The organism is Ruegeria sp. AH7, assembly GCF_056541325.1.
Genome location: NZ_JBQFYF010000004.1, coordinates 39,699 through 52,745, shown reverse-complemented (window position 1 = coordinate 52,745; position 13,047 = coordinate 39,699). Strand labels below are relative to the sequence as shown.

Genomic DNA, 13,047 nt, shown 5'->3' with positions numbered 1-13,047 from the left:
GATGGCAGGCCTGCCGTACGTGGTGTGCACGGCAGGCCTGTTCGTTTCCGAGGCGATTGAATGTCAGCTATTCTCATTATTGAGCAGGTTCTGAACGGGCTTCAGTTTGGTGTTATGCTATTTCTGATGGCAGCAGGCCTGACCCTGATCTTCGGTGTTATGGGGTTGATTAATCTGGCCCATGGTTCGCTGTACATGGTTGGGGCCTTCGCGGCCGCAGCCGTTGCAGGATACACAGGCTCTTTCGTTCTGGCGCTTGTGGCGGCGCTGGCTGCCGCGGCCTGTGCTGGCGCGATTGTTGAAATGACCGTTATCCGACGGCTTTATCATGCTCCGCATTTGGATCAGGTGTTGGCGACTTTTGCCCTGATTTTGATCTTTTCCGAAGGTACGAGATGGGTTTTTGGGTCTTTCCCTCTGTTTCTTGACATCCCCGATTACCTGTCAGGCCCGATCACATTGCCGGGCGGTATTGAATATCCCTTTTATCGTTTGACCCTTATTTGCGTGGGTATTGTGGTGGCCCTGGGGCTGTGGTGGCTTACCGCCCGTACCCGGATCGGTATCCAGATCCGCGCAGGAGAAAATGACCGCGAGATGATCGCAGCGCTTGGCGTCGATATCTCGAAACTCTACACGATCGTCTTTGCCCTGGGCGCGGCGCTAGCCGGGTTCGCAGGTGCATTGGTGGGTGCTATCCAATCGGTGCAGGTGGGGATGGGAGAGCCTGTTTTGATCCTTGCCTTTGTGGTGATCGTGATCGGTGGAATCGGCTCGATCAAAGGGGCGTTCATCGGAGCTGTCCTGGTCGGATTGACCGATACGCTGGGTGGAATATTCCTGCCGGAAGTTTTTAAACTGTTCATGGAAGCAGGCGCTGCGACGCAAACCGGCTCTGCCTTGGCGTCGATGGCTGTCTATATCCTTATGAGCATCGTTCTGATCTGGCGCCCGACCGGTTTGTTTGGGGTGCGGGCATGATCAGGGAACATTATGTCAATTGGGTCGTGCTGGCCGGGCTTTCGGTTGTGCCGCTTTGGGCTCTTGCAATTGATGAGCCATTCACGATCACATTGGTCACACGGATCGTTGTTCTGGCGCTGGCCGCGGTGGGGTTGAATATCGCGCTTGGGATTGGCGGCTTGGTGAGCCTTGGGCATGCGGTGTTTTTTGGCCTAGGCGGCTATGCGATGGGCATTCTCGCCCATCATGCCCAGACATATACCGCGCTGGAGCTTGGACCATTCAGCATCGAAGGCACAAAATCCATGCCGGTGATATGGTTGACGGCGATTGTCATCTCCGCCCTGGCGGCGTTGTTGATCGGGCTACTGTCTCTGCGCACAACGGGTGTCTATTTCATCATGATCACGCTCGCGTTTGGACAGATGTTCTTTTTCTTCTCCATTTCCTGGAGCGCCTATGGCGGCGAAGATGGTCTGTCGATCTACGTGCGCAACGGATTTCCAGGCATGAACACGCTAGTCCCGATCCAGTTCTTCGGTCTGTGTTTCGCGGCGCTTTGTGCCGCGCTGCTGCTCCACTGGCGACTTCGTGCATCTCCTTTTGGCTTGGCTTTGAACGCAGCACGACAGGTGCCGCAACGTGTGGAAACGGTCGGGCTGAATCCGATGCGTCTGAAGCTTTTGGCCTTTGTCATCTCTGGAGCGGTGACCGGACTAGCGGGTGCTCTTTTTGCTGATCTAAATCGTTTCGTGAGTCCGACGATGTTCAGCTGGCAACTGTCGGGCGAGTTGATTGTTCTGATTATCATTGGTGGTGTTGGGCGTCTGATGGGTCCTGTCATTGGAGCCGCACTATTTGTTATGCTCGAGCATTTTTTGGGGGGTTTGACCGATTTCTGGCATGTTTGGCTTGGGGTGATCCTGCTTCTGATTGTGCTGTTCGCCCGCGGTGGCCTGTTGGGCATTTTGACCGGCAAAGAGGGCCCCCATGTCTGACGTTGTATTATCCACGCAGAATCTCAACAAAAGCTTTGGCGCGCTCAAGGCTACGAAGGATGTCTCGATTGATTTGAGGGCTGGAGAAATCCACGCCATCATCGGTCCGAACGGCGCTGGCAAATCAACGCTGATTGGCCAAATCTGCGGCGGGTTGAGGTCCGACTTCGGTCGCGTCTACTTGAACAATCAGGACATCTCGTCCCTATCGACGCAGGAACGTGCCGAGGCCGGTTTAGGACGAACCTTTCAAATCTCTGCACTTGCGATGGAAGACACCGTGCTTGAAAATGCGCTGCTGGGCGCGCTTGGACATTCCGGAAACCCTTGGCGTTTCTGGGGCGCGGCAAGCCGGGAGACCGACTTGCGCGACAGGGCTATGGAGGCGCTTGTCCGCGTCGGCTTAGACGGTGCCGCAGGCCAAACCACTGCCAATCTCAGCCATGGGCAACGCAGACAATTGGAAGTCGCCGTTGCTTTAACCCTATCCCCTAAGGCCTTTGTCATGGACGAACCGATGGCGGGATTGGGTGCGGAGGGGTCGAAGGAAATGACCGGCTTTCTGGACAAACTGCGCCACGAGTCACCGATCCTGCTGGTTGAACATGACATGGATGCGGTTTTCTCGTTGGCCGATAGGATCAGCGTTCTCGTCTATGGCCAGGTGATTGCGTCCGGAACGGTCGACGACATTCGATCATCGCCCGAGGTCCGAGAGGCCTATTTGGGGGAGGAGGCATGAGTTTGCTCGAGGTTGAAAACCTGACAGCATCCTACGGTCGTACGCCTGCTTTGTTCGGCGTTGATCTGACCCTGAACGCAGGCGAGGTTTGCGCATTGATGGGGCGGAACGGTATGGGAAAATCCACCACTGTCAAAGCGATCTGCCGAATGATCGACTCGTTCGGCAGCCTGATGTTTAATGGCAAAAACCTGCATAAGATGGCGAGCCATAACGTGGCTCGGCTGGGTGTTGGATTGGTGCCAGAAGGGCGCCGTTGCTTTCGGGACCTGACGGTCGAGGAGAACCTCATTGCCGCGGCACGCTCCGGCGCTTGGGACTTAAAAGCCGTCGCCGGGCTTTTTCCCCGACTTGAAGAACGCAGGGGCCAACGCGCGGCCTCGCTTTCAGGCGGAGAGCAACAGATGCTCGCAATTGGACGGGCATTGATGACCAATCCTCAGCTTTTGGTGTTGGACGAAGCCACTGAGGGCCTGGCCCCGATTGTCCGTCAAGAAATCTGGGCAGCGATCACGCAGATTAAGCGTGAAACCGGCATGTCGATCCTGTTGATAGACAAATCCCTGCGCGAGCTGTCCTTGGTCGCCGACAACGCTGTCATTTTGGCGCGTGGCAAGACGGTTTGGGCTGGCAAAATGGACGCTTTGACGCACGAATTGACAGCGCAATATGTAGGTGTGTGATGAGCTTTGAACTTACACAGAAGGTCATGTTCAAACACTGTGACCCTGCTGGGATTGTCTTCTACCCACGCTATTTCGAGATGATTAACGACTGTGTTGAGTGTTTTTTCGCGGACGTGCTGGATTGGCCGTTCGAAGACATTCATGGCCAGAGCGGCGTGCCGACGGCACAGATCAACACGCGGTTTGCCGCCCCAAGCCGGCACGGGGACAAGCTGATATTGCGCTTGAAGATTTCTGCCATCAGCCGCCGATCAATGACGTTTCGCCTGACTGCGCATTGTGAAGAAGAGCTTAGATTCGCAACCGAGGCAACCTTGGTTCACATCAACGCGACAGGACGTGCAGCGCCCTGGCCGGAACGGATCGCACAACGACTGCAAGACTTGAAGGAGCCCACTGATGCCGCATGACGTAATTCACCCCGAAGGTTGGCTGCCGGCGCTGGGCTATGCAAATGGAATACTGGCGAAAGATGGCACGCTTCATATTGGTGGCCAGATTGGATGGGACGCGAACAAAGAGTTTGTGAGTGACGATTTCATCGGTCAAATGCGTCAGGCGCTGCTCAACATCCGCACAATTGTCGAAACGGCCGGTGGCAAAGTCGAGGATGTGATGCGCCTGACCTGGTTTGTCACCGACAAGGCTGAATATTTGGCCGCTCAACGCGAAGTTGGTCAGGCCTATCGGGAGATTTTTGGCAGACATTTCCCGGCCATGTCGATGGTGGTTGTCGCCGGTCTTGTCGAAGACGCGGCAAAGGTAGAAATCGAAGCAACGGCGCAATTGTGATCTTGGTGCAAGCCTATTTCATCTGCGATATGTAACGAACGCCAATCTGTCGGTATGGCGGCGCACTGCCTTCGATCCGTGCTGACTATCTTGCGCGTTCGCCGACTAGGCCGTGATGGAACATTGGTCCATCAATTGGAGCACATCGGGCCACATTATCCAGGGCGCAGTGAACCAATCCTTTGAAGATATCCGCTGATCCAATGGAGTTCTCAGCCTTGTAAAGGCATCGCTCAACTACAATTTAGGTAAGGTCTGCCCACTGGTAAATCACGCTTAGCAAAGGATATCGCACATGCCCCTGATGACATCTCCAATCGACGGTTCGCCCATGCGTGAGGTGGAACGCTATGGTGTTAAGATGGATATCTGTCCCTCTTCGGGTGGCATCTGGTTGGATCGTGGAGAGTTGGAAAAGATCATCATGGCCATCCGCGAAGAAGCGCTCATCGATAGCGGCGTCTCCGCTGACGATGCATATTCTGATGTGCATTATCACGAAAGCCCCCAGCGCGCGCAGCAGGGTTACCCAAAGCGCCGCAAGCGCGGCGGCATGTTCGACAATCTGCTAGAGATTTTCGACTAGGCATATCGCGCTCCTCGTGGCCACTACTGCCGTGCGCGTATGTATGACCGTTTGCCGGGCCTACCGTGTGACTGCCGGGCAAGTCCGGATTGAGGATTTGGCTTAGGCCTTCAAGCGCTGCCACGCAGCTTTGCAAGACCGGACTTTCGCCACAACTGCAGCGTCTAGGTAGTCGGCCAGGTGCCCCGTTTGGGCCGGCACTCTGCCCTGATCGCCTGAAACTGACGGATCGCTTAAGCTCATAGGAACACGTGTTTTGGTGCGCGTCAAAGCCTGGTTTGGCGTTAATACAGACGATGATTGCAGATAGGGAGAGGCTGCGCCGTGACCGCTAGCGCAATACGCAGAGCGCTTTGTTCATGTACGAAGCGTTACCTCACAAGCCAAGCGACCTAGGCGTTCCGATGTATTAAGTTCCAGCTTCCCACCATAGGCAGCCAGTAAATCAACGGAAATAGACAGGCCTAAACCAGTTCCTCTTACTGAGGCGTCCAGCCGACTGCCGGACCGAAGGGCTTCGTCTCGGGCGCCTTCCGGAATGCCGGGCCCGTCATCTTCAATACAAAGTTCGATACCGCTTTAGGCAAGCCTTGCGGTAACTTGGAATGTTGTTTGGCTCAGGAATTGTACACAAGTGGCGTTACGTTGTGATCGCTGTCCCAAGGTGCTCCGCTCCGCAGTCGCCCTCGTAACAGCCATCATCTACTGGCTGTGAATCCGGACCCGAGATCGTCGCGACAGTGTCTCTTCGGATATTAGAGTTTTAGGCGTCTTCCAGGAACCAAGTTGGCTCTGCCAGCAGAGGTTCAGGCTGCAGAAGTTCTACAAATCTGTTGCCGAAACCGGTTTCGGAGCTGAAAGTTAGAAAGATGGGAGCGAATCTTACAAATCGGTTGGATGTATCTGTTGCTGAAAATCAGCAGATGTCTGGCCGTGTTAAGATCCATGATCTTGCAGCCCGGCTTGGTCTTTCGAAAAGCACGGTTTCGCGTGCGCTGAACGGATATCCCGATATTTCCGAAACCACGCGCAAGCGTGTCGAAACCATGGCACGTAAGTTGGGGTACCGTCCCCTTAGCCATGCACAAGCTATTCGAACTGGGCGTGTTCGCGCCATTGCGATGGTGCTTAACGCTGACGAGCCGGATGGCCACAACCCATTTCTGCAGGAATTCCTAGCCGGAGCTTGCGAGGCCGCAAGCGGTTTTGACTGGACGATGACGATATCAACCGCAAGATCTGAGCAGGACACGCTCAAGGTTCTTGCCCGTCTTGTTGAAGAGCACAAGGCTGATGGGTTTATCCTGCCTCGAACTGCGGTCAACGATGCGCGTATTCGATTTTTGCGGCATCTGGATGTACCGTTCATCCTATATGGCCGTACTGGATATGGATGCGCCACTCCGCCTGCAAATACGTCGTGGTTCGATATCTCGGGCGAGACAGCCATCCGTAAGGCGGTGCTTCGGCTGGCAGGTCACAACCATACCCGCATCGGATATGTCGGCAGTGATCTGAAATTCAACTACAGCCATCTCCGCCGCGATGGTTATGTTGAAGGGCTGGGTATCGCCGGGTTGCCTTTCGATCCAGAGCTTGTGCGGAACGGCGCTCGAACGCGCGAAGAGGGAGCCGCCGAAAGCCGGGCGCTTCTGCGTCTGGATCGGCCACCCACCGCGATCGTTTTTGCCACCGACCTGGCGGCCTTGGGATGTTACGGGGTCGCAACCGATCTAGGGCTGAAGATCGGACAGGATATTTCGATCATTGGTTATGACGGTATCCCTGAATGCCACTATGCCCGTCCGGGCCTGACGACGTTTAATGTTGATAGCCACGCTGCGGGGGCTCGCCTCGCAACATTGCTGATTCGTCAAATCCGGGGGGAAGCCCCTGACACTTTGCGCGAGCTTGGCGAGGCATCTTTGACCGAACGGGCCTCTGACGGCCCGCCATCGCTGACGTCGGAGGAGTTGGCGGAAAAAATCACGAAATCCAATGAACACATCTTGGGAGGAACCAATCAATGAAACTTACGCCCAAAGCGGCCAAGCTTATGCTGGGCTCGTCGCTTGCACTCGCGCTGACTGCGTTATCCGTGCAGGCGGACACGATCCGTTTCTGGACAACCGAGGAACAACCAGAGCGTCTGGCCAGACAGCAGGAGATGGCTGATCAGTTCAAGGCCCAGACCGGTACAACGGTTGAGGTGATCCCGGTTACCGAAAGCGATCTTGGCACCCGCGCCACCGCCGCCTTTGCTGCCGGCGATCTGCCGGACGTAGTTTACCACCCGCTGCAATATGCCCTTCCATGGGCTGAAGCTGGCATTCTGGACACCGGGGCTGCAAGTGAAGTGATCGAGGATCTGGGCGCGGATACCTTTGCCCCGGGCCCTCTGTCCATGGCTGCCTTTGATGATGAAACTGCTTCGGTTCCGGTCGACGGCTGGACCCAGATGGTAGTCTATCGCAAGGACCTGTTTGATGAGGCGGGTCTGGAAGCACCGAACAGTTTTGCTGACATTCAGGCAGCGCTGGATGCGCTGCATAACCCACCTGAAATGTACGGGTTTGTTTCCGCGACCAAGGTTGATGAGAACTTCATGAGCCAGGTGTTGGAGCATGTCTTCCTCGCCAATGGCGTCAGCCCTGTAGGTTCCGACGGCTTCCAGCCATTGGACGAAGCCAAGACCACCGAGGTTCTGGACTTCTACAAAGCGATCTCTCAGGCCTCGCCTCCGGGTGAATTGTACTGGAAGCAATCGCGTGAGCTGTATTTCGACGGCAAAGCCGCCATGATCATCTGGTCCCCATTCATTCTGGACGAGCTGGCTGGTCTGCGCGACAGTGCGCCGCCAACCATCAACGACGATCCGACCTCGCGCGATCTGGCCAGCAAGACCGGAATCGTGACCAAGCTGTCCGGCCCGTCAAACCCGGATGGAGCTGCTTGGGGTGATGTGCGTTACTTCGGTATTACCAGCGATGCGGATACAGATGCGGCGATCGACTTTGTGAAGTTTGCTATGGATGATGGCTACACCCAAACTTTGGCTATCGCACCAGAGGGCAAGTTCCCCGTCCGTCGTGGCAACGCCGATAACCCGACTGCCTTTGCGGAAGCATGGGCTGAACTGCCCGTTGGTGTCGATCGCAAAGCGCCGCTCGGGGATCTCTATGAACAGGCCATGATCGATGAAATCGTTGGCGGTCTGGACGTTGCCCAGCGCTGGGGCGTGGCCGAAGGTCAGCTGGCACTGGCGTCGAAGATGATCAACAGCCAGGCGATCAATCGGGTCGTTCGTCAGTATATTGATGGTGAAATTGACGCTGCAGCTGCGGTTGCCGCCATGAATGACGAACTCGCCAAGGTCGAATAACGCGACCTCTCTTTGGCATCTGCAGCGGCGTTCGCGCCGTTGCACCCAACCCCTCGAGGTACCTCATGACTTCGGCCACCCCACCGACCGGAACCGGGGCCTTAGCCAAACGCGAGGCGCGTCTGGCCTGGGCGCTGCTGGCTCCAACCATCATAAGCGTGTCGCTGGTTGTGATCTTGCCATTGCTGGCAATCATCTGGATCAGCTTCAAACCCTTCTCGCTGTCAGACCTGCGTCCACCTGCGCCCGTTGTACGCGAGAGCCTGCGAGGATCGGGTGACGATCTGCGTATCGAATATCGACTGCGCAACTCTAGTCAGGAAATCGCTGTCGAAGGTGTAACGCTCAGCGATGTTTTGCCTGATGGTGTCACCGCGGGTGAGGTCGCCACTCCCTGCATTCTGAATGGACAAGACCTATTCTGCGATTTCGGTACGTTGGAGGGTGGTCAACGGGAACGTATTCGCATTCCGGTCACCCTGGATGGCGATAAGGACACATTTGAAGATCTAGTGGAAGGATCCGAACCGGGCATTACCGGCAAAGGACCAAACGTTCTGACCAGTCTGGACTTCAGTCTGGAAAACTTCGCTCGTGTCTTTGACGGATCAGAATTCTGGGGCGTTCTCTGGGTCACCTTGTTTTACACCGTCTTCGGTACAATTGGTGCCTTGGTCATGGGCCTGTTTGCCGCGCTGCTGCTGAACAAAAGCTTCAGAGGTCAGGGCTTCATCCGGGGTCTTTATCTATTCCCCTATGTCGCACCCGTGATTGCCGTGGCCTTCACATGGGTCACACTGTTTGACCCCTTTTCTGGCTCGGCCAATGCGTTGCTGGTGCAAATGGGGCTCAGTAATGATCCGATCAACTTTTTCGGTGAACGACCACTGGCACTGATCATGGTCACGGTGTTCGAAATCTGGCGCTATTTTCCACTGTCCTTCCTGTTCATTCTGGCGCGGATGCAATCCATCGATTCCAGCATGTATGAGGCTGCGGATATGGATGGCGCTTCTCCCTTCCAGAAGTTCTGGCTGCTGAGCATTCCGCAATTGCTGGGCATCCTGTCGGTGCTGTTCCTGCTGCGCTTTATTTGGACGTTCAATAAATTCGACGACATCTTCCTGCTGACCGGCGGCAATGCGGGGACCCGCACATTGACCGTGAACGTCTATGAGCAAGCCTTTGCGATCTCGAATATCGGTGCAGGCGCTGCCGTTGCTGTTGTGATCCTGATGTGCCTGATCACCTTCAGCTTCGTCTTCTTCCGCTTCATCAGCCGTGAGGAGGGTTTGTGATGCGCAATGGATTTATCACTGGACCTGTTCTGGGTGCACTTTGGCTGGTGGTCATTTCCACAACCGTCGCGGTGACCATGTCTTTCGCGACGGGCGCAGCCTTTCGTCCGCAGGTTCTGATGAGCCTGATCTGGGGGGCGGTGGTTGGTCTGACCTACGTTCGCTTTCCGGCGCGTCTTGCCCCGGCACGCCTGGGTGTGACGGCCCTGCTGGGCCTGTCCTGTGTGACAGGTTTTGGTCCGGTTCTGGTCGGATCAGACACCACGCTGCAGGCCACGATGATCACCGTTATCGCCATGGCTTTGGTGATGCATCTTTCAATGGCAGAAATCTTGAAGGAACTGCCTTTCGGAGAGCTAACCCGCCATGAGTTCGAGGATGCGGTGATCCGCTTCTGCACCGGATTCGGCTATATCTTCTTTACCGCCATTGTCGTCATTCCCTTCTATGTGATGGTTATGACCAGCCTGAAGTCGCAACAGGCGCTGTTACAAAATCCGCTGGATTTCTCGGTGGACCTTTCGCAGGGCTGGGCGCTGTTTCGGAGCTATACGGAACTCTTCCGCGATTTTAACTTCGGCACCTATCTTTGGACCTCTCTCTATGTCTCGGTCCTGACAGTTTTCATCACACTGGCGTTTAGCGTTCCAGGTGCCTATGCGGTCGCGCGTTTCCGGTTTCAGGGGCAAAAGGCGTTCTCTCGCTCAATCCTGCTGATCTACATGGTGCCGATGATCGTTCTGGCGCTGCCGATCTATATTGCGTTCTCGCTGACTGGTCTGCGCAACTCTATCCTGGGCATCGTTATGATCTATCCGGTCACGACGATCCCGGTCGCGCTTTACATGCTGCAGGGGTATTTCCGTGGACTCCCGACCGAGGTGGAGGAGGCTGGTCTGATGGATGGCCTCTCGCGCTTGGCGGTGATCTGGAAGATCACGTTGCCGCTCAGCCTGCCAGCCCTAGCCTCGGTCTCACTCTATGTCTTCATGATTGCCTGGAACGAGTTCCTGCTGGCCTTCATGTTGCTGGACGATCCGTCGAAATTCACTCTGACCCGAGGGGTCACCATGCTGAACTCCTCGGAAATTCCCCGACAGCACCTTATGGCCGGCGCGGTGATCGCCACTGTTCCGATCATGGCGCTGTTCCTGGGGCTTGAACGTTTCATGACCAAAGGCCTGACGGCAGGGTCTGTCAAAGGATGACCGAGATGAACCAACATACAAACCCCGACCGCGAGGCACGCAACATTCTGATTGCCAACGATCGCGGCGGTTACACCATCCCAACCGAGGGGCTGTACCCCTATCAATGGAACTGGGACAGCGCCATCGCTGCGCTGGGCTTTGCCGAGTTCGACATCGACCGCGCATGGGTCGAAATCGAAACATTGTTTTCAGGCCAATGGGATGACGGTATGGTGCCACATATCCTGTTTCATAAGCAGGATGAGGGTTATTTCCCGGGCCCTGACGTCTGGGGCTGCAACGGGCCAATTCCCTCCTCAGGTATAATCCAGCCGCCGATCGCCGCAACGATGGCCCGCAAGATCTGGGAAAAAGACCCCGAAGCCGGTGAGGCGCGGATGCGTTCATTGTTCCCGGCGCTGCTGGCCTGGCACCGGTGGATCATGACGTGGCGCCTGGATGACCACGGCGCAGTTTGCACTACCCATCCATGGGAGGCTGGCCGGGACAATGCACCGGATTGGGACAACACGATGGCGCGGATGGATGCCTCGGACGTGGGCGAATATCAGCGTCGTGACACAAAGCACGTGAACAGCGATGACCGCCCGACCAAATACGACTACGACCGTTATATAAAGCTGGTCCAGATCGGGCGGAACGTGCATTGGGATCAGAGTAGGCTGCTCAATGATAATCCATTTCGGGTTGCCGATCCGACCATGTCCTTCACCACTTTGCGCGCTGCACGGGATCTATTGATCGTCAGCGAAGCTTTGGATTTACCCGCCGACGGTTTGACCGAGGATATCGCAAAATTGGAAGCCGGGGCGCAATCGCTTTGGAGTGATGAACTTGGGTCCTTTGATTCTCGCGATGCGCACACCGGCGAGTGGTCCGGTAGCGTTTCAAACGCATCTTACCTGTGCTGGTATGCAGGTGTGGATTCTAAGGGAATGCTGCAGCGCGCACGGTCGGTATTGGAAACCGTACCATACCCCTTCCCAAGCTATGACCCGTCAATGCCGGGCTTCGATCCTCGCCGATATTGGAGAGGGCCAAGCTGGGCGATCATGAACATGCTGGCCGGGTTCGGTCTGGACGAAATGGGCCACAAGGTAGAGGCAGAGTTGTTACGCAGTAAAACAGCAGATCTGATCTCAACCTTTGGCTTTGCAGAATATTTTGACCCAATGACGGGCAGCCCCGCAGGCGGCAAGGCATTTACCTGGACAGCCGCTGTTTGGCTGCATTGGGCTGGGAGGAACTGATGGGCAGTATTGAACTCAAAGGCGTCGAAAAATGGTTCGGCAGCGCACAGGTCATCAAGGGCGTCGATCTTAAGATCGAAGAAGGTGAATTTGTTGTTTTCGTCGGCCCGTCGGGTTGTGGGAAATCCACACTTCTTCGCATGATTGGCGGGTTAGAAGATATCTCGCGCGGTGCGCTTCTGATCAATGACGGCGATGTCACCGACCACCCGCCATCCAAGCGTGGGCTCACCATGGTTTTCCAGTCCTATGCGCTCTATCCGCATTTGACCGTGGGCGAAAACATGGGCTTTTCACTCAAGGTAGCGGGCGTGCCCAAGGCTGAGATTCAGGAACAGGTTACAAAAGCCGCCGAAGTGCTGAAGCTAGAGCCGTTTCTGGAACGCCGACCAAAGGATCTATCGGGGGGACAACGTCAGCGTGTTGCCATCGGACGCTCGATCGTCCGCGATCCCACCGCTTTCCTGTTCGACGAACCGCTTTCGAATCTCGATGCCGCCCTGCGGGTCGAAATGCGGTACGAGATCGCGAAACTGCACCAGAACCTAAAGCGTACGATGATCTATGTGACCCATGATCAGGTCGAGGCCATGACGCTTGCGGATCGGATTGTCGTACTGGAATACGGCAAGATTGCGCAGGTGGGGACACCACGCGAGTTGTATGAGCGCCCGGCCAATCTGTTTGTTGCTCAGTTCATCGGAAGCCCAAAGATGAACATCCTGCCATGTTCGACGCGGGATGGCGCATATCATCTGGACAATGGCGGTTCAGGCGGGTTTCCCCTGACCAGCGAAGCGACCAAAGTCGGAATACGCCCCGAGCATATCGAGATCGCAGACCCCGGTGCCGGTCAATCGGACGCGACAATCGAGGTGGTCGAGTATCTGGGGGCAGACTCGTTTCTGATTGTCGATTGCGGTAACGAAGAACGTGTCACGGTGCGTCTGAACGGGGATACTGATCTAAGAAGCGGCGCAAGAATTGGCATGGTCTTTCCACCTGACAAAACACACTTCTTTGATGCCGACGGACAATCGATGACCGAGCAAGCTGCAAAGACATGATCGGTCTTTCGCGTGCTTTTCTGGCCAGATGAAATGGAACGGTCGGTGCACTAAAGCCGATTTTGGGCCGTC

General features: G+C 55.8%; 14 protein-coding genes. 13 read left to right on the top strand and 1 reads right to left on the bottom strand.

The features are described 5' to 3' along the window. Positions 1-60: 60 nt before the first annotated feature. The 7 genes from ACR0JX_RS10800 to ACR0JX_RS10770 all read left to right on the top strand — a co-directional run bounded on the left by ACR0JX_RS10800 (position 61) and on the right by ACR0JX_RS10770 (position 4,767). Positions 61-981 carry a branched-chain amino acid ABC transporter permease gene (locus ACR0JX_RS10800; RefSeq protein ID WP_480543807.1) on the top strand — a complete coding sequence of 307 codons (921 nt, stop codon included), beginning with the start codon at positions 61-63 and terminating at the stop codon, positions 979-981. Beyond that, positions 978-1,961: a branched-chain amino acid ABC transporter permease gene (locus tag ACR0JX_RS10795; protein WP_480543806.1), complete on the top strand. Its 984-nt coding sequence runs from the start codon at positions 978-980 to the stop codon at positions 1,959-1,961. Before ACR0JX_RS10800 ends, ACR0JX_RS10795 begins: the two co-directional genes overlap by 4 nt. Continuing rightward, positions 1,954-2,703, top strand: a complete 750-nt coding sequence (locus ACR0JX_RS10790) for an ABC transporter ATP-binding protein (protein ID WP_480543805.1) — start codon at positions 1,954-1,956, stop codon at positions 2,701-2,703. Before ACR0JX_RS10795 ends, ACR0JX_RS10790 begins: the two co-directional genes overlap by 8 nt. Beyond that, positions 2,700-3,386: an ABC transporter ATP-binding protein gene (locus ACR0JX_RS10785; RefSeq protein ID WP_480543804.1), complete on the top strand. Its 687-nt coding sequence runs from the start codon at positions 2,700-2,702 to the stop codon at positions 3,384-3,386. The genes ACR0JX_RS10790 and ACR0JX_RS10785 overlap by 4 nt, the downstream gene beginning before the upstream one ends. Beyond that, complete coding sequence (locus tag ACR0JX_RS10780; RefSeq protein ID WP_480543803.1) at positions 3,386-3,799, top strand: acyl-CoA thioesterase; 414 nt, start codon at positions 3,386-3,388, stop codon at positions 3,797-3,799. The genes ACR0JX_RS10785 and ACR0JX_RS10780 overlap by 1 nt, the downstream gene beginning before the upstream one ends. Then, a complete protein-coding gene (locus tag ACR0JX_RS10775) occupies positions 3,789-4,181 on the top strand; it encodes a RidA family protein (protein ID WP_170537414.1) in 393 nt (130 codons plus the stop codon). The genes ACR0JX_RS10780 and ACR0JX_RS10775 overlap by 11 nt, the downstream gene beginning before the upstream one ends. A 295-nt stretch (positions 4,182-4,476) precedes the next feature. After that, entirely contained in the window at positions 4,477-4,767 is a 291-nt protein-coding gene (locus ACR0JX_RS10770) for a TFIIB-type zinc ribbon-containing protein (protein WP_480543802.1), read from the top strand. Between the two features lie 357 nt (positions 4,768-5,124). On the opposite strand, the gene ACR0JX_RS10765 is transcribed toward ACR0JX_RS10770, so the two are convergent. Continuing rightward, positions 5,125-5,328 carry an ATP-binding protein gene (locus ACR0JX_RS10765; protein WP_480544117.1) on the bottom strand — a complete coding sequence of 68 codons (204 nt, stop codon included), beginning with the start codon at positions 5,326-5,328 and terminating at the stop codon, positions 5,125-5,127. A 362-nt stretch (positions 5,329-5,690) separates the two neighbouring features. On the opposite strand from ACR0JX_RS10765, the gene ACR0JX_RS10760 reads away from it, so the two are divergent. The 6 genes from ACR0JX_RS10760 (at position 5,691) to ACR0JX_RS10735 (ending at position 12,975) form a co-directional block, all read left to right on the top strand. Next, positions 5,691-6,797, top strand: a complete 1,107-nt coding sequence (locus ACR0JX_RS10760; RefSeq protein WP_480543801.1) for a LacI family DNA-binding transcriptional regulator — start codon at positions 5,691-5,693, stop codon at positions 6,795-6,797. Beyond that, positions 6,794-8,149 carry an extracellular solute-binding protein gene (locus ACR0JX_RS10755; protein ID WP_170537420.1) on the top strand — a complete coding sequence of 452 codons (1,356 nt, stop codon included), beginning with the start codon at positions 6,794-6,796 and terminating at the stop codon, positions 8,147-8,149. The genes ACR0JX_RS10760 and ACR0JX_RS10755 overlap by 4 nt, the downstream gene beginning before the upstream one ends. Before the next feature lie 65 nt (positions 8,150-8,214). After that, positions 8,215-9,447 (top strand): carbohydrate ABC transporter permease, encoded by a 1,233-nt coding sequence (locus ACR0JX_RS10750; protein ID WP_480543800.1) that lies wholly within the window; start codon positions 8,215-8,217, stop codon positions 9,445-9,447. Beyond that, positions 9,447-10,655 carry a carbohydrate ABC transporter permease gene (locus tag ACR0JX_RS10745; RefSeq protein WP_480543799.1) on the top strand — a complete coding sequence of 403 codons (1,209 nt, stop codon included), beginning with the start codon at positions 9,447-9,449 and terminating at the stop codon, positions 10,653-10,655. Before ACR0JX_RS10750 ends, ACR0JX_RS10745 begins: the two co-directional genes overlap by 1 nt. 5 nt (positions 10,656-10,660) lie before the next feature. Further along, positions 10,661-11,908: an MGH1-like glycoside hydrolase domain-containing protein gene (locus ACR0JX_RS10740; RefSeq protein WP_480543798.1), complete on the top strand. Its 1,248-nt coding sequence runs from the start codon at positions 10,661-10,663 to the stop codon at positions 11,906-11,908. Further along, the gene (locus ACR0JX_RS10735) at positions 11,908-12,975 is read left to right on the top strand and encodes an ABC transporter ATP-binding protein (protein ID WP_480543797.1); all 1,068 of its coding nucleotides are present in this window, start codon (positions 11,908-11,910) and stop codon (positions 12,973-12,975) included. The genes ACR0JX_RS10740 and ACR0JX_RS10735 overlap by 1 nt, the downstream gene beginning before the upstream one ends. The last annotated feature ends 72 nt before the right edge of the window (positions 12,976-13,047 follow it).